12 protein-coding genes are annotated in these 22,252 nt (G+C 66.7%); all 12 read right to left on the bottom strand.

Features of this window, described 5'->3' with window-relative positions; all coding sequences use genetic code 11:
• Positions 1 to 81: 81 nt before the first annotated feature.
• The gene (gene dpdD, locus GA0070612_RS03200; RefSeq protein ID WP_088986551.1) at positions 82 to 2,067 is read right to left on the bottom strand and encodes a protein DpdD; all 1,986 of its coding nucleotides are present in this window, start codon (positions 2,065 to 2,067) and stop codon (positions 82 to 84) included.
• Positions 2,057 to 2,578: a phospholipase D-like domain-containing protein DpdK gene (dpdK, locus tag GA0070612_RS03195; protein WP_088991240.1), complete on the bottom strand. Its 522-nt coding sequence runs from the start codon at positions 2,576 to 2,578 to the stop codon at positions 2,057 to 2,059. The genes dpdD and dpdK overlap by 11 nt, the downstream gene beginning before the upstream one ends.
• Positions 2,578 to 7,044, bottom strand: coding sequence for a protein DpdJ (gene dpdJ, locus GA0070612_RS03190; RefSeq protein ID WP_088986550.1), 4,467 nt, complete (start codon positions 7,042 to 7,044; stop codon positions 2,578 to 2,580). The genes dpdK and dpdJ overlap by 1 nt, the downstream gene beginning before the upstream one ends.
• Positions 7,041 to 7,718: a hypothetical protein gene (locus GA0070612_RS03185; RefSeq protein ID WP_157742410.1), complete on the bottom strand. Its 678-nt coding sequence runs from the start codon at positions 7,716 to 7,718 to the stop codon at positions 7,041 to 7,043. Before GA0070612_RS03185 ends, dpdJ begins: the two co-directional genes overlap by 4 nt.
• Complete coding sequence (gene dpdH, locus GA0070612_RS03180; RefSeq protein WP_088986548.1) at positions 7,715 to 10,768, bottom strand: protein DpdH; 3,054 nt, start codon at positions 10,766 to 10,768, stop codon at positions 7,715 to 7,717. Before dpdH ends, GA0070612_RS03185 begins: the two co-directional genes overlap by 4 nt.
• Positions 10,761 to 11,669 (bottom strand): protein DpdG, encoded by a 909-nt coding sequence (dpdG, locus tag GA0070612_RS03175; protein WP_088986547.1) that lies wholly within the window; start codon positions 11,667 to 11,669, stop codon positions 10,761 to 10,763. The genes dpdH and dpdG overlap by 8 nt, the downstream gene beginning before the upstream one ends.
• A complete protein-coding gene (dpdF, locus tag GA0070612_RS03170; RefSeq protein WP_157742409.1) occupies positions 11,670 to 14,252 on the bottom strand; it encodes a protein DpdF in 2,583 nt (860 codons plus the stop codon).
• Entirely contained in the window at positions 14,245 to 17,511 is a 3,267-nt protein-coding gene (gene dpdE, locus GA0070612_RS03165) for a protein DpdE (RefSeq protein ID WP_231924452.1), read from the bottom strand. Before dpdE ends, dpdF begins: the two co-directional genes overlap by 8 nt.
• 259 nt (positions 17,512 to 17,770) lie before the next feature.
• Positions 17,771 to 18,931, bottom strand: coding sequence for a DGQHR domain-containing protein DpdB (dbpB, locus tag GA0070612_RS03160; RefSeq protein ID WP_088986545.1), 1,161 nt, complete (start codon positions 18,929 to 18,931; stop codon positions 17,771 to 17,773).
• Positions 18,928 to 20,166, bottom strand: a complete 1,239-nt coding sequence (gene dpdA / locus GA0070612_RS03155) for a tRNA-guanine transglycosylase DpdA (protein WP_088986544.1) — start codon at positions 20,164 to 20,166, stop codon at positions 18,928 to 18,930. The genes dbpB (GA0070612_RS03160) and dpdA overlap by 4 nt, the downstream gene beginning before the upstream one ends.
• Complete coding sequence (gene dbpB, locus GA0070612_RS03150) at positions 20,163 to 21,305, bottom strand: DGQHR domain-containing protein DpdB (RefSeq protein ID WP_088986543.1); 1,143 nt, start codon at positions 21,303 to 21,305, stop codon at positions 20,163 to 20,165. The genes dpdA and dbpB (GA0070612_RS03150) overlap by 4 nt, the downstream gene beginning before the upstream one ends.
• Positions 21,305 to 22,240, bottom strand: a complete 936-nt coding sequence (locus GA0070612_RS03145) for a hypothetical protein (protein WP_231924451.1) — start codon at positions 22,238 to 22,240, stop codon at positions 21,305 to 21,307. The genes dbpB (GA0070612_RS03150) and GA0070612_RS03145 overlap by 1 nt, the downstream gene beginning before the upstream one ends.
• Positions 22,241 to 22,252 lie beyond the last annotated feature (12 nt).

Genomic DNA, 22,252 nt, shown 5'->3' with positions numbered 1-22,252 from the left:
GTTCACGTTTGCGGGGCGCTGGCCAGTTACGACGTACTCGATTATTACGGACCTTCTCACCGGCGGGTATCACGGACCTTCTCACCGGCGGGTCATAGCTATCGTGGCGGCGCGTAGCAGCGAAGCTGATCCGCTCCCGTCTGCTTCTCGCACTATGGCGTCTGGCCTGCAATGGGCGCGAATGAACCCGGTCGCAGCGTGAGTTGCGCATCGGGTGGCAAGGACGATGGCGTCGGCCCTCCGGGTCCACTGTTTGAGCTGCCGGCTGCCGACGTGGTCGTGACTTACGGTAACGCTGACCTGGGGGGCTTGCAGTTGGAGTTCCGCGCGCACGCGGTCGAGGACCTTTTCGTCAAGGGAGTACAACAGCAGATCTTGTGCCGGTATGTCAGGCAAATTGCTGGCCGTGCCTAGGTCATCCTGTTGAGGCCAGGTCAGTCTTGCGCCTAGTTCTGTACTCAGCCGCGCCGCGAAGGTCAACTGATCGGCGTCGAGCCGCTTGGGATGGTCGGAGAGCGGCCGTAGAAGTTGATAAGCAAGCCGAAGCCTGGCTTCCTCGTCTGGGCAGGAGGCGCTAGCTAGGAGGTCGGCCAGGTCGAGCACGACGGTGGCGCGGTCGGGCCCGACCCACCGGGTCGCTTCGGCGGCCAGGTCGTCGAGCAGCCGTGCGTATGTCTCAGCGTCTGGGCTCGCCCGGAGGAATATCTCGGCCAGCGCAACGATGCCCGCGAGATCACCTGGGCTGAAGCGGTTGTGTGTGAGGGCGTTGCTGAGGAACTCACGGGCTGTTTCGGCGGCTGGTCGGCGGTACTGATCCGAATCGACGAAGGCGCCGACCAGGTGCCAGACGCGTCCGGCCGCTTCGTCGTCGAGTTGCTGGAGGGCTGCGGCTATGTCGTTGTCGGCGTCGGCCGCCGGGGCCCAGGAACGCCAGAACTCCTGGTCGAGGATCTCGCGATTTGCGTCATTATCGGCAAGTCTGGTGACGCATTCCAGCCAGGACTTGGGGCCGGCTGGGGTATCGGCCGACTCAGGCTGGTCGCCATCGGGCAGGCCGTCGCTTTTGGCCGTGGGCGCGGGTTCCCGGTAATGAGCAGCGAGGTCGGGAGCCAACTGCTCCACCGCGGCGAGCATTTCTGGGCTCTGGCGGAGGAGTTCGCCAATGGGTGTGCTGTCGGCGACCCAGGCGGCCATGGCGAGCACCGTTAGCGCTTGTGGTCTGAGGTCAGTAAGGGGCCCTTCCATCAGGGCTGGCACCATGGTTCCTGCGTGGATGAGGCGCGATCTTGCCGTTTCCAAGTCGCCGGTGGATAGCGGCTCAGCGAGTGCCGTCGCGTAGACCGCGCCGAGGATCGCGTCCCGTACGGGGGCGGGTGGCCTCGTGGTGGCCACGTCGACGAGATCGGGCAACCGCAGCATTTCGCTGCTTCGTCCGAGCTTTGCGAGCCGTTTGATCCGCAGATGGCTGAGGTTGGTGGCGTTCAGCCCACCGGTCGCGGTGAGCCGGTCGAGGATCGCGGCCGAGGCGGCGTTGGCACCTGAGGCCAGTGCGATCTCAAACTGTGCCAGGAGTCGCCCTACCGGAACTGGTGCATGCCACGATCGGTGCGGCCGTACAGCGAGGGTCTGTTGCAGCAGGCGTAGGGCATCCCACATCCTTTTTTCGACGGCTCGCGGGCTTTCGATGACGAATATAAGGCGGTGGCCAGCGAAACGCACTACGGCTTGGTCGATCGGGTCCTCGTCAGCCAGTTGCGTGGGTAGGCCGTCGAAGCGTGCGTAGGTAGGACCGACAAATGCTTGAAGCAGTTCGGACACTGCGCCGGCGTGACGCGCATCCCGCGGGATGACGTAGGCGACCCATTGGCGCGTTTGCGGGTTTTGCCGCGGCAGGACGATAGGGACGCCGCTGCCGTGCCGAAGGACCTGAAGGTACGGCGCCAGGCGGCGGCCGATGACCGAGTTCGGATCGCGGTCCGACCACACCGGATTGGCGGGGCCGAAGAAGGCCTCGATGAAGACGTCGACGGCGAGGGAGTAGTCATCGACAGTGGGTTCAGTGTTCATACGCCGTCCCGAAGCGCCGACGCAGGTCGAGCCGGGTAGTAGCGGCGACCTGCTCGCTGATCTTGTATGTGACAGCCTCGTCATTGATTCGCATTCCGCGGACCGTAAGGTTCATGGATCCGGTGAGCAGCCACTCGTCGCCACAGAAGGTCTTTTCGTGCACGTCGTCATCCTGGAGGACGGAAAGGTTCTCAGCCTTGGCGAGGCGCCGCAGGCGTCCCAGGAAGGTGTCATTGTGGGAATCGGATCGGGTGACAACATTAAGGCTTGCACCGCTATGGGTCAGCAGTGCGAGAACCTCCGACAGTTGATACGTGCGGTTGGATGCCTCGACAAAGACGCTGTCGTAGCCGCCGGTGGTGTTGTCGATGGCGTTGACATCGCTGATCCACGGCGACACCAGCCATAGCAGTCGGCTGGGCGACACGAGTTCGGCGACAAGGACGGAGGACAGGACATTGTCAATGCGCAGCCCTGTGGTCCGGCCGGTACGAACGATCCGTTCCAGCATCACTGCAGTGCCTCCCGGATCTCGACGTTTGCCCGCAGCAGGCCGGCATCGCGGACCACAGTGGTGACCTCCCCATATACCCGCAGCACGTCTCGATCGACCGCGACCGCGGGCACTGCCTGCAGGGCGGCCCTGAACGCTTTCGCGCTACTGGCGGGTGCGACGAGAGCTAGGGCACCACGTTTGCCAACCTCGGTGGTGTACTGCTCCAACCAGTCCGGGCCTGTGACATCGACGGTGGGCAGCCGCTCGTCGTGGGCTGCCTGGACCAAAAGCCGGTCGAGCAGTGGCGGCCCGGCGTAGGGCTGGTAGTGCTGCAGGTGCTGGGTGCGGGCACGGTTACCGCGGGGCCACAGCAGGCTAAAAACCTGGTCGGCGGTAAGGGTTGGCCCGCTCACGCCGGGCAGCGTCACCCGGCCCGCACCGACCAGATACGCCAATGCGGTGGCGTCGATCTCGAGGCCGAGTCGCTCCTGCAGAGCATCCCACTCCCGTACCAGGGCCAAGGTGGTGGCGTCTATGGCGCGGGTGCTGCCGGGGCGCAGTAGTCGCGCGGAGAGGGCGGCGACTGCTTGATGGCGCGGGTAACCGTCGAGCGCCGTCCATGCCTCACGCAACTGGCGCAGGGCATGGTCCGCGTCGTGCGCTGACCGCGCCTGCCGGAGCCCGTCCATGGCCTGCGCCGCCGCACTGGTGGGGTGGGTAACGACGTGGTCGAGCAGGCGCACGAGTGACTCGTGCACATGTTCGTGGTCGCTGGGGCCAAGCGCGCTGTCGACCAGGGCCCAGAAGCGGCGTGGATCTTGCGCGTAGTAGGTGGCGAACTGCTCGACGATACCCAGGCCGCCGAGGGAGGTCTCGCTGAGCCAGATCGTGGCGGGAGCGTCGGGTTGAGCCGGTTCCTGGATGTCGACGATGAGATCGCGGTCCTGGGCATCAGGACAGGCGCGTTGCACTGCGGCGAGGATGGCCGCGGCGATGGTGTCCCGGTAGACCCGGCGGGCGAGGTCGCCGCTGCTAGTGGCGACCTCGTCGGCCCACAGCAACCGCCCATGATGGTCCAGCCGCTCGATCACCTTGGGGTGCCGGCTCAATTCGGTCAGCGTGGTGACGAGCCGCTCGGGCGCGGCGCTGCCGGGGTTGGCGTCCCGGTACAGCACCCGCAGGATCTCGTCGATGTCAGCGCCCCAAGCCCCGCCGCGCAGCACGGCGTAGATTGCTTCGCTGCTCTGCATGGTGCGGTGAGGCTGGGTAGCGGCAAGCGCGTACGCGGTGGTGTACACCATGCTCAGCCAAGTGCGCTGGAAGGTGTTCGCAATTTGATCGAGCTCAGCATCCTCGGCGATAGCTGTGGTGAACGCGAGTAGGCGCCACTGCGGTGAGCGCAGGTAGGTGTCGACCGTTTCGCGTTGCAGGTCAAGGGATGCGAGACGAAAGCTGACCGCGTCGACGGTAAGGCGGAACCCGAGTGCGGCTGGTTGCCCGTCCAGGGTGTAGCGGACGCTGCTGGACTCGGTACGGATCGGGCGCGTGTACGTGGTCTCACACTCGGCACCGATCGTCATGCGTCGGACTTCTGCCGGGTTTCCGGCCGCGCTGGTAGCGAACCCGACGGCACTGATGCGCGTGCCCCAGGCGGAGGGCTGCGGAACATCGGCCGAGAACAGGCCGCTGGTAGGTGCGAGCACCTGGGAGGCCCAGATCGGGATGCCCTGGGATCGGGTGTCGATGTCGGTGGGTGGGCGGCGCAGCGCGATCACGTGGGGTCGTACGACCTGGACCGGTGGGTGCCCGTCCGGGCTCCAGACACCTTGCGGGGTGAACGCGCTGACGAACCTGCCGACGTCGAGGTTCCCTCCCGCTGATGCGTCGGGTAGTGCCACCCAGGTTCTGTCGTCGCTGCGGCGGTGTCCGTAACGGCGGCTGACCTTGCCGGGCACCGCCTCGCGAAGTGCTCGTTCGATCGAGAGGGTCTCCTCCTCATCGGTGAACGGCAACTCGAAGGTGACCTCGGGAACGTTGAGTGGCTCGTACAGGGTTCCGGTGATGAACTCGGGCAGCAGGCTTCGCGGATGCGCGCCGGGATCGACGGCTGCTGCGGGCTTCCAGGCCGAACGCAGCCGCCGCAGCGCAGTTGGCACGACTCCGAGTAGAAGTGCGCGGGGCTGCTCCCACAGCAGGGCCTGGGCTTCGTCTTGGCTGATGTCGAGAGCGCGACGAAGATGGTTGATCAGACTGTCTTGCAGCGCCGCGTCGGTGAGCAGTTGCTCCAGCAGGTCGGCCAGGGGGGTGACGTAGTGGTCTGGCATCGGCCGGGTACCGGGAACGGGCGCGGTCAGTACGCGGCGCACGTCGACCTGGTTGCGACGCAGCATAGCGGCGAGCCAGTCAAGCATGGCCTGCGTGCCCTGGATCTTCAGGACGAAGCGGTTGCCGATGGGCAGGCGGGTGGCGGCCAGTTCTGGCGAGAACAGCATGTCATAGGCCTGATAGGCCAGCCGGTCGCGGCCGTAGTCGGATAAAGTCACCACGGTCCAGGGGCGGGTACCGCGGCGGCGGCCTGCCCGGCCGCGGCGTTGAATGAACGCGGCGGCGTCATGTGGGGCCTTGTGCTGAAGGACGAGTCCAACGCGGTCGTCGTCGTAGCCCACCTCGAGCGACGCGGTGGCGACGATGAGATCGGCGTGTTGGTCGACGCCCGCATCCTGCGAGGAGGTTCGTCCGATCTGGAGCTCGCCGACGGTGGCCATCGGGTCGAGGTCTCGGCCGATCTGCTTGACAAGATCCCACGACTGGCCATCAGTGTAGCGCTCGCTCCAGTGCTGCGCGTCGGGCGACCGCAGGCCTGCCAGCACGTTGCCGGCTCGACGTGCGCGCTGGATGCCCTGCTGCCCTTCGGCGTCACGAAGGTCGTCGTAAAAGCGGTTCGTCACGTCAAGATCGTCGGTGAAGAGGAACCCCCTCGATCCGTGCAGGAACTCTCGGCCGGGCAAGTCGAGGACTCGGCCGTAGAGCATCGCGGTTTGGATCGACGTGGACAGCTGGCTGGTGCCGGACACCGGGTCGGATCGCAGTGCGATGGCGTACTCCCGTCCTTCCTCCTCGAAATCGTTGTCCCCGGGGGTGATGTAGTCCAGCGACGCGTCGGGCAGCCCGGTGAGCTGGCCGAAGAACGCGGCGGCATCGCGAAGGGTGGCGCTGAGCCCGACGATCGTCACCGGGGCACGCAGTGCGTGGCGCCACCGGCGTAGCAGCAGGCCGACCTGGGCGCCATGCATTCCGGTGTAGGTGTGGGCCTCGTCGAGCAGGACGAGGCTGGGCCGCCGTGGCCCGAACCAGCCGAGGAGGGTCCCGAGGCCGGGGTCGGTGGAGTTGCGGTTGAGCATCTCCGTGGTGGTGAACAGTAGGTCGGGCGGCGACTGCCGAAGCGTGTCACGGGTGAGCGCCAGATCGGAGATCGTGGTGCCGCACGACGCGCTGGTGCACCGGACCCGCTCCCGGTGGTCCGCGCGATCCTGTCTGCTCCACACGAGTTCTCCGCCGCATGTGGGGCATCTCAGGTAGGGGCAGAGCAAATCGTTACCGCGCTCGGCCCAGCCGCGCTTGAGATGCGCCGCGGTACCGGACTCCAACTGCTGCAGGCTTTGGGGGGTGTCACCGTACAGAACGCCGATCCGCAGGCGGCGAGCACCGCGCTGCTCCTGGGCAGCGTTGACGCGTAGCGCGGCCTTGACTGCCTCGCGCAGTTGGTCACGGAGCAACTCGATGCGGGGATACAAAGCGAGGGTGTGCACGCCGGTGCCACCTGCCCGGGCGTGGCCGGCCATGGCCAGGAAAGCCGGCAGGTAAAAGCTCAGCGTCTTTCCACTACCAGTACCTGCGCCGACGACGATTCCGGCGTTGCGGCGAGACCTGACGTCGCTCAGGACAGCTGTCGTGCCTTCGATCTGGAACCCAGCCAAGTCGAAGTCGCCCAGTTGCGCTCGGGCGATGGCCGTGTCGTGATCAGACCACCCCGGCAATCTAGCGAGTGTGGCCAGCGCAGCGTCGGCGGAGATGTTCCGACTCGGGTAGCGGCGCCGGTTGACGTGCAGCCGGAAGTCGGCGACGAGTGTCTTGCCGTGCTGCCACCATCGGGGCGGTGGCGCGGCGGGCTGACGTAGGGGAAACAGTTGTCGGAGTCGGCTGGTGAGCCGGACTGTTTCACCCATGCGGGTGCGGTAGCGCTTCGGGGACATGTTGGGCACCGAGAACAGCAGCGCGGCGTCGAGCAAAGCCTCGCGAATCTCTTCGGCGCTGACGTCGGTGGGTGCGTCCGGGTCGCCGAGCCGTTCGGCGATGACGGTCATGACCTCGTCGTGGGCCAAGCTGCCTGTGGTGACGCCCCACGTCAGTAGCGGCAGTTCGAGGTCTTCCAAGTCGTCGAGGATCGTCGACAGGAAGCCACCGTTACGCCGCAGTGTCACCCACTTCTCCTTTGTACTTCGATCTGGTCGGCGACCTCGTACCGGCGCAGCAGCGCGATGTCGTCGTCCGACAGGTGGGCCAGCGTTGTCCGCTGCCCCAGGCGGTTCAGCAGCGTTTGCAGTTCGGGAGCCGGATCCTTGAGCGCATCGAGATCTTCCTTGAGGCCAGCGTGGACGGCGGCAAACTCGACAACGTCAGAGCGAGACGGAACATCGACCCTTCTGAGCTTGTTTAGCTTACTCAACCGCGCTTCTTCCGTGCGCCGCTCCACGGGAGGAAGCATGACCATGCGATGCAGGGCCAATTCCGCCGTCCGCGCGGTGGTCCACTGCGACCAAGCCTGCGACAGGCTGAGGCGAACGTCGCGGCGGACGCCCTCGATCTTCTCCTTGGCAGAGGTGAAGGCCCGCATGGGGGGTAGGCCGGCGTCCCCGGCCGATCGTGCAAGCGCCTCACGTCCGAGGTCAAGGCGAACCACGGGCAGGTCCACGCCCCGCTCACGAAGCCGATCCGCTGCGCCCAACGCCGCTTCGACCTCGTCAAACACGGCGTTGAGTTCCTCCAGCCTGGTCAGGATCCGTTTGGCGTTCTCCTCCGCCGCTGCGCCTACCCGGAGTCTGTCCGCTTGGGCGCTCAACGCCCGGGCCTTGTCCAACACCGAGTTCAGGGTCAACGCGCACCTCCACCGAGGGTGCCCCAGCGGCGGAGGAAGTCTTGCACCCGCACAGCAGCGATCGCACCAGATCCGCCAGCCCGCCGTTGGGCCGTGGCAAGTTGTTGCGTCAGCCAAGCGTCGCTTGTTGTCAGGAACTGACGTATGACTCGCAGATCGTCTCCCCGGTAGGCGGTGACCAGCCTCAGTGTGGCCCTGTAGCGCACGTCCGCATCGGCTTGCGACTCGATCTGGTTCAAATGACGTTCGAGTCGATCGACTCGGCGCCAGTCGCAGTGGCGGGCGGCCTCCACGAGGGCACGGAAGGCTGTGAGATCGTCGGGGCCGAGCCCTTCGCGCAGCGCGTCGTCAAGCGCCTGTTCGACCGCGGCCACGGTGTCGCTGCCGCTGACGCCGGCGGGAAGGCCGCGACGGATGTCGGCGACGTCCTCGCACAGCCGCGCGGCCTGTGCCTCGACGAGGTCGGCGAACTTGGCGAATCCGGCTACGGCCTCCTTGGCCACCCATTCCGGCAGCCGATCGGGTCGCCAGGCCCACTCCTCGGCCGCGCGAGCGAGCATCGGCATGGCCCGGGCCGCGTCTACTATGCGTACATCGCCTCGAGTGCCGCGGCGATAGCCGACGCTCTCGCGCAACCTCGCAACGAGTTCGCGCCGTGCGGCCCGGTGGGCTTCCCAGAGCGCCACCCACGGCGCGACGCAGCCGTCAACGTCGCTGCGTTTCCACGAGGCGCCGTCATCGAGGACGGCGTCCAGCAACGCTGGACTTGCCATGTCCGGCCACGCGCGGCCGGCGAGAACGGCGCCGAGCAGAGAGGCGCGCATGGCGGCGACGAGGTCCTCATCGGAGAACGACCGGGCGCGAAGGACGGCGCGCTGCAGGTCTCGCTGATGCCGACTCGCGATGCGGTGCAGGCGCCGGATGGCCCCCGCATTCCCGGCGGTCGCGCCATTGGCGGCCAGCAGCAGTTGCTGAAAGAAGGTGGCGTTGCGCGGGCTTCGCTTGAACTTGATCGGCGCGTCGCTGGTGCCGACCATGCCTTCCCCCTCGGCGTCCTCGATCGACACCACGATGGAGCGTGATGGCCATGCCTTCTCGACTTGCGCGGCCAGCGGCTCAGCCATCACCGGCTCGATCCACGCGCACTGGCTCACCACCGCCTGCTTGATGATCGTCCGCAACTCCAGCGCCGTACCTTGCAGCAACTGCCCTCCGCCGCCTTGCCAGTTCTCCAGGTCGTCGACCATCTTCCGCACCCGCGCCGGCAGGGCATCCACTCCGGAGGGGTGCGGGGCCGCGCGCCCGGCGGTCGATCTGCCGGCAGGTGGGCGCTGCGGCCCGCGGATGATCCGATCCGATCGCTCGGCGAGGTCAAGCAAATTAATGCCGAAGGCGTGGTGCAGGTCGGGTGACAGATTGACCAATTCCTCAGGAGCGTCGCCCCAAAACTCCAAGAAGGTCTGGCGGCGTTCACTGCCAGTCGGATCGAGTTCGTCGATCTGTGTCTTGATGGCGCCGTAGAGGAATGTTTCCCCGGACCAGGTGGCGGTGGGGTAGTCCTCGCGGAATCTCGCATCCGGAAAGGTTCCCGCCGCGAGCGCCTCGGCGTGTTCCACCAGTACCGGTCGAATGACTTCCCCGATGACGGCGCGAGGGTTGAAAGAGTCTGGGCTGTTGTGTGCCGGGCGGGCGTGTATGGCTCGCCGCAGCGCATGCCGGTTGAACGGGTAGAGCCCGTGTCCTTCGGTCGAGACGCCGAACGTCGAGTGACATGGCTGCTTGTACGGGCAATCCTCGCATTGGTTCGGGGCTTCGGCACCCGCCCCGACGCCGGCCTCCTCGAGCCGTTCCCGGCCCACCCGTGCCGCGTTGAGGTAGCGCCCGACGAAGGCCGCGACCTCCGCCTGTCCGCGTTCCGACACATCGAAGGCGATGTCGAGATCGTAGATGTAAGGTGTCGCAGCTTTTGCCCGGGTCAAGACGGTTTCGGCAAGTCGGCCGAAGTAGCCCGGTGTCACGGCCATCAGCGTGCGTACGGGCGCGAGCACGGTGCGACCTTCGCGCACACCAACCTCGATGAGGGCGTCGAGAAGGTCCCGTTGAACGCCTTGTAGGACCACGAAGTCCTCGATGAGGAGTAGCAATTCCTTGCCTTGGCGGGCGTACTGCCGCCTGACTTCGAGCATCGCCTCCTGAAGGCGCCCGCCGCCGATGTTCCATGCCGCGGTGACAGCCGCCGGTAACTGTTCGGTGAGGATCTCCGCCGCAGCGACTTGCAACTCGGGCTTCCCATACAAATGCCCTAGCACCTGGCGAGCTTTGTCCGAGGCCAGGTTGATGTCGGCCACATCAAGGGGAAGATCATCGACGGTGAAGTGGGTCGGCCTGTCGTTCAGGCCGTCGTGCTGGTCAGACAGGAGGGCAGCGGCCAGGCGTGGGATCAGCTTGCCTGGTTGTAGCAGGTAGTCACGAATGTAGGGATCGAGCAGCACGGCGGCGAGCCGATGAGGTCCAGCGAGCATCCTGGCGATGCCTGGTTTGGGGTCGGCAGTGCTCACCGCTTCGGAGAGTTCGTTGATCAGCCGGCGTTCGAGGGCGGCTTGGTCCAGTTCCGTGCTCATCCGATCAACGTCGGCGCGCAGCTGGGCAAGTTCGGGGCTGTCGATGTCGGGCTTGTCGAGCAAGGTCCGGACGACGGCGCGAAGGCTGGTGCTGGTCTTCGGCAAGTAGATGACGGATCGTGTGGGGGTGTCGGGCGTCTTTTCGTGAACCCATCGCACCAGGTGGGACTTGCCGGCGCCCGACTCGCCCACGACCGGCATGAGCAGGACGCCGTTCGCGGTTGGCCGCTCCAGGAAGTCCTGGCGAACCTGTTTTTCCGTGACCTCGGTAGTGCGGGCGTCGACGCGCCCCTCAGGGTGACGCCGGCGGATACGCAGCGGTGCGTGGGTAGCGAAGAAGACTGCCCGAGAGGGGGAAACCGCCTCTGTGTTGATGGTGTGCCCGGCGGTGAGGGGGGACCAGCACAGGTGCTGCCGGAAGTCACTCATCGATGGGTTCCATGATCTCGAGGTGCGTCACCCGCCGGGTCCCGTTGGATTGGTCGGGGTCGACGAGCAGGACTTCATCGTCAGCGTCGGAGCGGCGACGCAGCTGCAGCCATCCGTACTCGTCGGCGCAGAGCAGCGCAAAGGATAGCGCCGCGGACACGTCGGGGGCGTCGGCGGCCAGGCCAAGCGCCACGCTGTAGCGCCCGCCCGGCAGGACGGGCAACTCGTCGATGATGACGGCGACCGCGTCACGTGCGGGAAGGCGCGTGCCGGGCGGCCATTTGGCCTGCATCGTTCGCCGCACTGCAGTCGTGCAGTCGGGGACCAGTGTCTGGCTCTTCGTTCCGGTGCGTGGGATGAGTGGTGGTGCGGCGAATCCTAGTGCGGGGGCCCAGTACGTGAACCGATTCCAGCGGAAGTTGTTGACGAGGGGGTTGCCGAGATTCGCGGTAAACGCTCCGCGTTGCTCCTGGACGACGTCGTCGTGGCTCATCGGCGTGTACGGGTCCAGGGTGAGAAACCAGGACAGCGCTCGGACGAGATCCTTGGGACCTGTTTGGTTGCCGCTGTCGGCGATGTTCTCGTTTCGGCTGGGGTCGAGCGTTTGTCGGCGTAGGAGGTCGTCGAAGGCGGCTACGTCGTCGGGTGTGAGCCTCTTCGCCACGTCGGTGAGTGCGAACTGCTCCCCGTCTTCGGCGGCGATATCGAGGTCGAGGAGAGTCTTCACGGCGAAGTCGAAAGTGGTGTCGCTGTCATTCTTGTCTGGGGGGAGCAGGCTGGCCGGGCTTATGGTGGCCTTCAAGGTCTGACGGTTCTGCCGTCGTCCTGGGCAGCCTACGAGGTGCCGGGTGATGATCCACATCGTGGTAGGAACGGAAGCCGGGTCGTTGAGCAACGGCATTTACAGCGCTCCGAGTGCGGTTGTTATCGGCAGGGACACGTCGCAGGTCTGACAAAGCCGCAGGTGGGGACGTTCGGGATCCGGCAACTCGCGCGGGTGCACGAGGTAGGTCGGCGCTCCGGCCGCCAGCCGGGTTCGGACCTCCAGCGGGAGGCTGGGCCGCTCGTCGCTGATCCAGATCAGGGGTCCGCCGTAGCCGTCAACCAGACTGGCATCGCTGTCCACGATGACGGGCCTCGGCCAAGCACCGTGCTGTACCTTCACGGTCAGTTCCGTGCTGGCGCCGGGTCCGACGATCACCGACACACCGCGGCGGGCGAGTTGTGTCAGCAGCTGCGGCAGAAGGTCGTCGCGAATGGCGTTATCACGCCACCATAGGCTCATCCAACTGGTCGAGCCCCGCAGGTGTTCGAGAGGGTCAGGCTGGTTCGGCCAGCACACCATCCCGGGCAGCGGCTCGCCGGCACTGCGGTAGTAGCCGCCGCCGGCCCGCGACGGCGTGCGCCGTCGACACGCCGGGCAGCCCCGACAGTTGATGGTGGTGGGGAGGGTGCCGCCGCACCACGGTACGCGGTAGTAGCCGGAGAGAATCTCACCGACGCACCGGTCGCCCTTGATCACCTGACGTAGGTGTGCCAGCGCCGCCGTCTGTTCAGTCGTCACGAGCCGCCGTTGTGCCTCAAAGGTCTGCTGCCAGAAGGCGTGGTCGTTGGTGCGCCCGTCCCGTACATGCGCGATGACGCGGGCGTCTGAGCGCTCGTGGTACTCGTCGAGCCGGCGTTGCCACTGTTCCTCGGGTTCTTCGGTCTGCCGTTTCGGAGGTTGTGGCGTTTCCAGAGCGATCAGCTTGGCCTGCGCCATCAGGTTGAGCGTGCGCACATTCCACTGGCGGCTGTGGCCGGACTCCTCGGGGATATAGGTCGGCAGCGTGTCGAGGCCGATGTCGTAGGTGCCGTGGCCGAGGTTGGTCGCAGATCGGCGCATGCTGCCCCAGCGGTCCCAGCCCTTGTCGGCGCTGATCACGACCTCTCGGTTGATCCGGGTGGCGAGCGGGTAGTCGGAGGGTGCGCTGGCTAGGTAGGCGATCGCCGGGCGGCGGTCTCGGCCGCCACGGCCGACCTCCTGGTAGTAGCGGTCGAGGGTCTCCGGTACGCAGGCGTGGATGACGGTGCGGACGTTGGCCATGTCGAGCCCGAGTCCGAAGGCGGACGTGCCCACGACGATGTCGTAGCGAGTGCGTGCTGGGCGGCCGTCAGCGTCTTCACCGCGCCAACCCATCACGGCGGCGCGGCGCGCGGTGTCGTCGAGGTCGCCGGTGACCACGACCAGGCGCCGGAAACCGGCATCGCGTAACCGCTGTGCCCATGCCTGCGCGTCGCGCTTACGCGTGGTGTAGAGGATCATCGGTCGGGGCAGGGCGCTGACGGCGTGCAGGACGGCAGCGTTGCGAGCGGCTTCCGTCTCGTACTCGTCGATGAAGTAGCTGGGCTCGCGCCGGGTCTGTGCAGCCCATACCAGTTCGGTCAATCCTGCTGTGCCGAACAGGTGCTGGAGGGTGTGGATCTGCTGGCGGGTCAGGGTGGCGCTCATGGCCAGGGTGACCGGCGCGCGCCCCGGCGGTGCTAGCGTGATCCAGGTGCGGCGCTGTCCGGCGATGGCCTGGAACTCGGGGCGGAATTCGTTGCCCCACTGTTCGACGAGGTGCGCCTCGTCGATGATGAGGTGAGTGAGATGGCCTTGGCGCGCTGCGGTGTCAAGCGCTGAGTTGAGGCCACCCAGCAGCGCTTCGGGCGCTGCGATGACCACCCGCTGGCGGCCCTGTCGGATGTCCCGGCGGATGGCCTGCTTGATGTCGGCGGCGAGGCCGCCGGTGTAGGCGTAGTGACCGCTGGGGCTGGCGTGCTCGCCGCGTTCGGCGAGCAGTCCGCGGAGTCGACGCTCCATGTCCATGGCCAGCACGATGGTGGGCACGACGATGACGGCCACTCCACGCTGGCGTGTCGCGGGTATGGCTGCCGCCCAGGCCAGTTCGGTTTTGCCCTGGCCGGTGGGCAGGCACACGATGAGGCAACTGCCTGGCGGCGCCGTCACGATGGAGCGCGCTGCTTCCCGCTGTCCGACGGAGGTGTAGTGCTGGTAGCGCGGGCCGAGGGTTCGCGTCCAGAACGGATCGGCAGGATGCGGCGGCGGCGTGCCTGCTTGTCCGGCGTAGACCTCGGCCATCTCTTGGTCGGCAGCCTGGTTCGCCTCCCCCGATGGGGTGGGCGGATGCCATGCCTGGGCGGTCAGCGATAGCCCGGCCGGTGTAGTCAACGCCTGGCAGCCAGCCTGCTCCCACTGTTCTCGGCCGGGCAACGCCGGGCCGATAGGCACCTCCAAGGGCCAACTGCCGTGGCGGCGTGCCTGCTGCTCCAACAGGATCTGGCGGGTAAGGGCCGCCGCGTCACGCCAACCCGTCTCACCGTTGGCCAGACCGCTCAGGGCGTCGCGGAGCCGGGTGACGGTGGCATCCGTGGGGTGGGCGGCTTCAGGGTCGGGCCACAGCGACCACAGTGCTTGCGCGTCGGCCCAGGCGTCAGACACTCGGCGGCTCCAACGGCAATGGGCCGCCGACGAGACAGGTGATCGCCATCAGTCGCAACCGGGGCCGGCCAAGCCCGCTGACCAGCGCGGAGGTCACATTGACGTCGTCGAGATAACTCTCGGTGTCGGACAGCAACCGGCCCGCTCGTTGCCGGGCCTGGGCCTGTGCCTGCCGGATCGCCAGGGCGCGCTCTGCCTCCGCTCGCGCCTGCTGTCCGCGAGCGAGGAGGTCTGCCGAGCGAATCAGTTCGATCCGGCCGTGCTGTTCGGCTTGCCGGGCGGCGGCGGCGAACGCGTCGGGGCCGCCGAACCATTCCCATAGTGCGTTGACTCTGGCGTCGCTGAGGTTGACGTCTCCGCGCTCTGGGCTGTAGCGGGCGTCGAGCCATGCCAGCAACTGTCGGTCCACGATGGCGACTTCGCTACCTGCCGTCAGCCAGACGCGCTGCAGGAACGGCGGGAAGATCGCGTCTGCCTGCCGGCGCAGTGCCCGCTGGGCGTCGGCCCGGTCGGCGACGGTCTCCAACGCCGGATCGATGTCGGCCTCGACCAGGAAGTCCAGGCCGAAGTATGGCTGAGGGGCGACACCGTGATACCCACGCCGCCAGTACGCCGTTGCCTGCCCACGGTCGTCGACGGTGACCACGCGGGCCAGCACGTCGACGAACGGGTTGCCCAGCCGCAGGAGTCGAAGCTCAGGGTGGCGAAGCGCCGTGTTGCGGTTGAAGGTGCCCTCCATCGCCGCTGTGGGCACAGCGTGCCCGGCGAGTGACAGCAGCCGGGGGGACACCAGCAGCGGACCACGCTCGAACCGGAGGGCGTGCTGGACGTCCACCCGGGTCCGGCAGCGGAAGCGCAACCCACCGGGGTTGTCGCCGGCGTAACCGCGCATCGCCCGCTCGTGTTGCCGCCATTCGACTTCCAGGGCGTTTGTGGACTCCGCCACACTGCGACCGAGCGCCGCCTGGTGCACGGCCTCGAGCATGTCCATGCCGTCGATGTCCCGGCGCTCCCGGGTTAGGGTCTCTGTCACACTGGTCGCGGTGCGGAGCATGGCGGCAGGGCCATCGCGGAGGGCTGCTTCCCAGACCGATCCGGCGATCCCGTCCAAGGCTTCCTGCAGGGCGGAGACCGAGTCGTCGAAAATCCTGAGGCAGTGGGTGAGCAGCGCGGACCAGGCCGTAGTGAAGTCTTGATCGTCGACTCCGACCTGGACGACGAGTTGCGGTGCCGGCTGCCGCGCTGCACCGAAGACTCCGGCGAACCGGTCGATCCGGCCGAGTCGCTGCTCGCATCGGTTCGGTGACCAAGGCAGCCTGACGTGGATGACAGCGTCCGCGTCCTGCAGGTTCACTCCGTCCTCGGCGCTGTCGTCGGCCACGAGGACGCCGCCGTCTGCGCGCCACTGGTCGACGGCCGCCGCGTTGTCCTCTGCGCTGCGCCGGTGGGAGTGCTCGTGGATGTTGAGGCCCTTCCGGTCGTTGAAGCAGTCCGCGAGTCGGCCGGCGAGGCTACCGGCACCGCAGAAGACCACTGTCCGGCAGTGTTGGGCCGCCGCACGCGCCAGTGGGCGCGGGTCGAACTCGGTTTCGCCGCGGTCGTCGGCGAGCTTGTCGAGAGCGAGCTCGTCCGCTGCCAGGACTGCGGGCGATGCGAGCAGGTGCCGCTCGTCGGCGGTGAGGCCGGCGCGGGTGGCTGCGGCTTCGTCGCGGTGCACCCGCCAGCGCAGCGCATCGTGTAGGTCCTGGGTCAGGTCGTCTACGCGAGAGGACAGGACGGCCAGGACCTGGCCATAGGCGTCGGCGTGCTGCTCTGCTCCCTGGTCCAGCAGCCAGTGGCTCACCTGCTGTTGCCAGCCCAGCAGGACGTCACAGGCGCGCATGGCACGCCCGGCTGGCATGGCGATGGGTTCGGGTCGGCGACGTCCAGTGACTTCGAACGGTAGCGCCTCGGAGTCGGCGCTGGCGGCGAGGACATTGTGGCGGCGGTGCCGGATGACGCGGCGGTGCAGCCGGTAGGTCTCGCTGATGTGCGCGCGAAGGCCATCCACCCGCACGCGCAGCACGGGTCGAAGGGCCTCGTCCTGCAGGTCCCCGTGGGCTGTGAGCAGGCCGGTCACGTCGTCGGCGAGCCGTCGGAAGGCGGTGTCTTCCGGGATCAGTGCCGCGATCTCGTCGATGGCGCTGGGTATCAGTGGTTCGAAGTCCGCGTCGAGACTGTGCACCGCCCTCGCCAGCGTTCTACGGTCCTGGAACCGGGCCGTGAACTGGGCACGGTCCTGCCATCGGTAGAGGGTGGGGTCGAGCAGGTGCAGCAGGGCCAGGTGCGTTTCGGGGCGGGCGGTGGTCGGGGTGGCCGACAGCAGCAGCAGCCGCGGCGTCGAGTGGGCCAGTAGGGTCAAGTCACGGTACGGGCTCTGGTTCGGGTCGTCGGTGCGGCATAGGCGGTGTGCCTCGTCCACGATGACGAGGTCGAAGCCATGGTAGTCCGGCCACCGGTCGGGGGTTTCGTGGCTGGTGATCCGCACGGTGGCGGCCGGGAAGTCATCGATGTAGAACTTGGTCTTCAGTTCGGCCTGCCACTGCCGGCGCAGCACGTCGGGCGCGACGATGAGAATCCGGGACGCGGGCCGGTCGAGCAGATGCTGTCGGATGACCAGACCAGCTTCGATGGTTTTCCCGAGCCCCACCTCGTCGGCCAGCAGGTACCGCTGGACAGGGTCGCTGAGCACGGTCATGGCGGCCTGAACCTGGTGGGTATAGATCTCGACGCCTGCGGAGAGAAGTGCCGGCAGACTGGCGCAGGCTGCCCGCTGCGCCACGAGGCTACCGAGCATGGGCAGCCGTGCGTCCCGGAAATGAGGCGACTCGTGGGCGCCTGCGGCCAGGACTTCCACCGGAGACTGGATCCGGCGATCCCACCGCACCCGCAGTTCCTCTTGCGGTACCTGGAAGTCGCGGTCACGGTTCCGGATGCGTACGAAGTACAAATCCGGACCACCGCCGATCACCCGCCCGGCCAGCCAGCGACCGGTGTCGGGGTCGTGCCAATACACCCGGGTTTGTTCCAGCAGGCGCACCGGCTGACACTCCTCGGCCAGCACCCACCACGACGCGGCGACCGGCGAGGCCACCGATTCGAACGCGTCGACCCGGACCAGGTCACCGGCCCGTTCCGCTACCCGGCCGATCCCGGGCATGCGGGCGTGCTCCACGAACTGGCCGATCATCAGGGTCGCCGAAGGGGTGCGAGAAGGCACCCACGCAGGCTATCCGACGGTGCCGACAGCCTTTACCCGCCTACAAGATCACAAGACAAGCCAAACAGGACTTGACCTGCGCGCATCAGGCAGACCAGCACGGAAAACGGATGACCGTCTTCAGCCAGACGAGTTCCAGCCCTCGGCCGCCCCAGCCCTTTAGGGAAGGTGAGCCCTTCGAGTAGTGCATGCAGCCGGACCGCGTACGGCTTGTTGGTGTCGGCCGGAGGCCCCAACGAGCCGCACACAGCCACCCACTTCATCGTCCTCGCGCCACCTGGCTGGATCGGTAGCGGCTCTGGAGGAAGTCCGCGACACGGTGGATGTCTCGGGGAGTGTTCTGGATGTCGTTCCACTTGCGTGCAACGCCATCGCTAAAGACCCATTCACCCTCGGTCCAGTGGCAGTCGTCAGCGATAACCTTGAGATCAGCGGCGAACTCGTCCGACTCAATGATGCCGTTGCCATCGTCGCGGACGTGGCTGATCGCGTCCATGAGGTACCCCATGCTGATAATCCCGGCACCGTGCATCAGACGTGACCTGCGAGGAGGCTTGTTCCACGCATCAGGAAAGACCTGCTTCACCGCCGCCCAAAAGTTGCAGAGTAGGGTGAACATCTCGCCGGTGTACGGCAGCGCTTCGTCGTTGCGGAATCGATAAAGGGCTCCGTCCGACAGGCTGTTCTCTAGCATCCGCAATACCGAGTTGTCTTTGACGTGGCCGCCTGGGTTGGTGGGCATCTGGATCATCCGGTAGAGCGGGGACCGCAGCTCATCGAAGTTGAGCTTTTCGAGCAGGGTGGCAGGCAGTTGGCGGACCCGCAACGGGGTGGGCAGCGCACCGGAGGCGCCTGGCAGCAACTCGTGGATGAGGCCCTTGGGGAGTGCCTTGGTGGAGTTGACCAGGATGAACTGGGAGCGCTGGTCGGCGGTGTCGTTGGCAATAAATGCGCTAATGCTCACGGGGAACGCGTCGATGTTGGCGTCGCGGATGGCGGCGCAGCGCTGTTGGCCGTCGACGATGAACCCTGGCCGGTTGTGTTCCGGTCCGTCGATGAGCGGGATTACCAGAGTTCCCGTCTCCACGTAGCTGGGGCCAGCGGCGGTGGCGGGGTTTGGTTCGAAGCGCACGCGTTCGTCGAAGGCGATGACGATGGCGTTGGGCAACAGCGGGCTGTCGTCGGTTTCGATGTACCGGCGAATAGCCGCCACGTGGGCGAGAACTTCGGGTCGCTGGTAGCCGTGCAGTTCGGTCGTCTCGTCGCGTCGAATGCGCGAGACGGTGGCGATCTGCGGGACGAGTTTACCGTCCATTGCGAAGGTGTAGAGGCTGCGTCCGCGACCCTGCTGGATCTTCAGCGCGGGCAGCCGGAGTTCGGAAGGGGTGCCTGCGGGGAGGTCACGTCGGGTCGTGGTCACGCGCGAGTCCTTTCTCGTTGTGGGCGCAGTCGCTGTTCGAACACGTAGAGGTTGTGAAAGCCGCGCCGTTTGTTGCGTTCGGTGCCTCTGAAGATCACGACTTCAATGCCGATCGCCTTGCACAGGTCACAGGGGCAGTCCCGCCAGGGCCGGTCTGCCAGGGTCGCACGATACTGCGCGCTTCGGTCGGACTTGCCGTCCCACACGACGCTGTAGTCGACAAGTGCTTGGACGACCGGGTCGACCTCGATCTCATCGGCGTCGTACTGGCGGAGCCGGTTCAATGCGGTGCGTTCCAGGGCGAGTGCCTGGGCTTGGCTGATCTCGCCGGAGCGGATGCGGGCCTTGAGCTTGGGGTTACCGTCGACTTGGGGTACGCGCAAGGCGACGTAGGTGCCGGTGGGTGTGTAGTAGTTGTCGCGGTCGTCCTTGAATGCTTGACGGAACGGTGAGGTGCTGTCGAAGCTGGTGACGCCATGGGTGGCGAAGGTGGGGACGTCGTCGCAGCGGCTGATGCCCAGCAGGTGCAGCTGTGTGGTGGGCTCACGGACCTGGTCGATCGCGGTGAGGCAGGCGAGGATTTCCTGGGTCTTGAGAGGGACCATGCCCCCGAGCGCGATGCGTTGGTACCCGATGCGTTGTAGTGCGACGACGGCGTCGGCGTAGGACTGCGGGCTCCAACCTTGGGCCACGCCGAGGGGTGTGAAACAAACTCGGCGGGCCTTGCAGCGCTGCCAGAAGTCCGCAGCCAGAGCAAGGGTGATCTCCTGGCGACGTACCCACTCGGCGGCGCGCTCGTCGTCGCGGGCTGTCTTGGGCTCGTATTGAAAGATGACGTGGTCTACGGCGATGCCGTAGTGGAATCCGCAGCCGTCATAGAAGTCGATGACCTCGTCGACACTGTAGGGCGGGTACTCCTCAGCGACGTAGGAAAACGCTCCACAATCGCCCATGATCTTCAGTGGTGTGTGGCCGCGGTCGAGGCGGAAGAAGCGTCGGGCGCCCTCGCGGTAAAGGCGGTGGCGTTGCGCGGCTGTGTACTTGCCGGTTCCTCCGCCGGCCTTGCCGTCGACGATGGCCTTGGAGACCAGCAGCCCGTCGAAGGGGGCTTGGGTGAGTACCTCGTGGGCGTACAGGTCGTCGCGTTGCCGGACGCGGAACGGGTCGCGTTCTTCGGTGACGAAGTCGAAGCCCGGGTCGACCTGGTCCTGACTGTCAGGGAAGAAGAACCTCACGACAGCTCTGCCCGGGTGTTGTGATACAGGCGGATGAGGTAGTTGGACAGTTCCTGGATGTGCCGGTGCATGTTTTCAATCTCGTTCCAGCGCAGGCCTAGGTCGTCCCAGACGCCAGCGGTCCAATGACAGTGCGGTGCGATGAGGGCAAGGTGTTGGCGGATGGTCTCCGGTGCGTTGGGGCTGCGGGGATCGACGGCGCCTAGGATGCGGTCCATCAGCCGGCCCATCGCGCGGATCCCAGCACCGTGCATGAGGCGGCTCTTGGTAGCCGGCAGTCCCCAGGCGTCGGGGAAGGTGTCGCGCACCGCAGCCCAGTAGACGTACAAGGCCTTCAGGATCGCTTCGAAGTCGGTCTCGTTGCGGCTGACGTCGCGGTACGGAAACAGGCAGCCTGACGATGAGGTCAGGCTCTCATTGAGCATGTTCACCACCACGGTGTCGGTGATCACCGCGTGGGGTGTCTGTTCCCGGCTCGTGGAGGCCCGTTTGATCAGCCCGTACATGGGTGAGTTCGGATCGGTGTTGAGGACGTCACACAGCGCGGCGGGCGCCTTGCGGATCGCCAGACGAGGGGGCAGTGGGCTGTCGACCTCGGGCAGCAGTTCGGTGACGAGCCCGCGCGGCAAGGGTCGGGTGTTGTTGACCCGCAGGAACTGGTCGCGCTGGAGGGTGACACTGTCGGCGACGAAGGCAGTGACGGGAACCGGAAAGCCGCGGCGTTGGGCCCGCGCCAGGGCGAGGGCCCGCTGCTGGCCGTCAACTATCCAAGCTGGCTTCGGCTTGCCCTTCGCCGGTAATGGAATGGTCAGCTTGCCGGAGGTGGCCAGACCGTCGCCGACGCTGGGGCCGCGGCTTGACTCGAACTTCGCGCGTGAGGACAGCGCGAGGATAATCGGGTTCGGGAACAGCGCGCCGTCGGTGTTGAGATAGTCGATGATCTCCTCGACGTGCCGGCGTACCTCGGGGCGCTGGTAGCCGATGAGGTTGCCGGCCTCGTCGCGACTCACTCGAGAGATGTCGGCGATTTGCAGGACCTCGTCGGCGCGCAACGCGAACATGAAGAAGGGGTAGGTGCTGCTCTGGTCGATCCGCAGCGCCCGGCGGACAAGGTTCTTGACGGAGGGGGCGGCGGGCATCAGCGCCTCACCTGGGCCGCGACGTCGGCGAACAGGGTGCGGAATCGGGACTGTTCGCAGGACTGCCCGGACTGACGTAATTGGCGCAGCAGGCTGCTCGCGGTGGTGGGTCCGTTGGTCAGGTGGCGCCGGATAAGGTCGCGCAGGGCTTCGTCGCTGAGCTTCTGCCCGATGGGTCGCCGGCTAGGGTCAGGCGGCGCGGTGCTGGTGGCTTGTTCGGCGAGTTTGCGCAGGTTGGCGTAAGACAGGTCGTCGGCTGCTGCGGTGAGCAGGTGGGCGGCGGCACGAACATTGAGCGCTTGCAGGCTGCCGCCGACCACTGGCCGAAGTGCGGCGGTAACCGGCACGATGAGGTCGTCGACGTCCGGGCACCGCCCGGGCGGGCCGATGATGGCCAACTGTTCGCGGTCGGCCAGGCAGTCTGCGGCTTGGCGTAGGTCGTCGGCGCAGGCGCGTAGGTACGCCTCGGACAGCACGGCGATGACGACCGCGTGGGGATTTCGGCGAGCCAGCGTTGTGAAGGAGCGAGGGGCATGGGTGTCAGGGCCGCTCCATCGGTTGAGTCTGCTCCACCAGTCACGCATGGCGGCCGACGAGGAGCCGGCCGAATCGGCCTCCCCCGCGGTGAAGGTGGCCGCGTAGGGCGCAACCGGCGTGTCGGCTGCGATCAGCCCGTAGCCAGCGGAGCACACCCACAGTTTCGTAGTCTGCGGCAGCGTTGCGGGAAGGCTGCGGGCAACCTGCCAGTGTTCGCCGGCATACAGGTCCACGGCGGCAACTCGGTCAGCATCGAAGGTGGACAGCCGGGAGGCCCAGGTGGCGAAACGTTGCCCTGGCCGCTGTTCGTGCAGACTGCCGAGCCGCAGGTCATCGGGCACAACGCGGGTCTTGCGGTTGGCGCAGGTGACCACGAGGTGCACGGGACGGTCGGCCATGCCGGATCTCGA

It is taken from the genome of Micromonospora chokoriensis (genome assembly GCF_900091505.1).
GTDB lineage: Bacteria > Actinomycetota > Actinomycetes > Mycobacteriales > Micromonosporaceae > Micromonospora > Micromonospora chokoriensis.
Note: the sequence above shows the minus strand (reverse complement) of the source record. Positions and strands in the feature narration are given on the sequence as shown.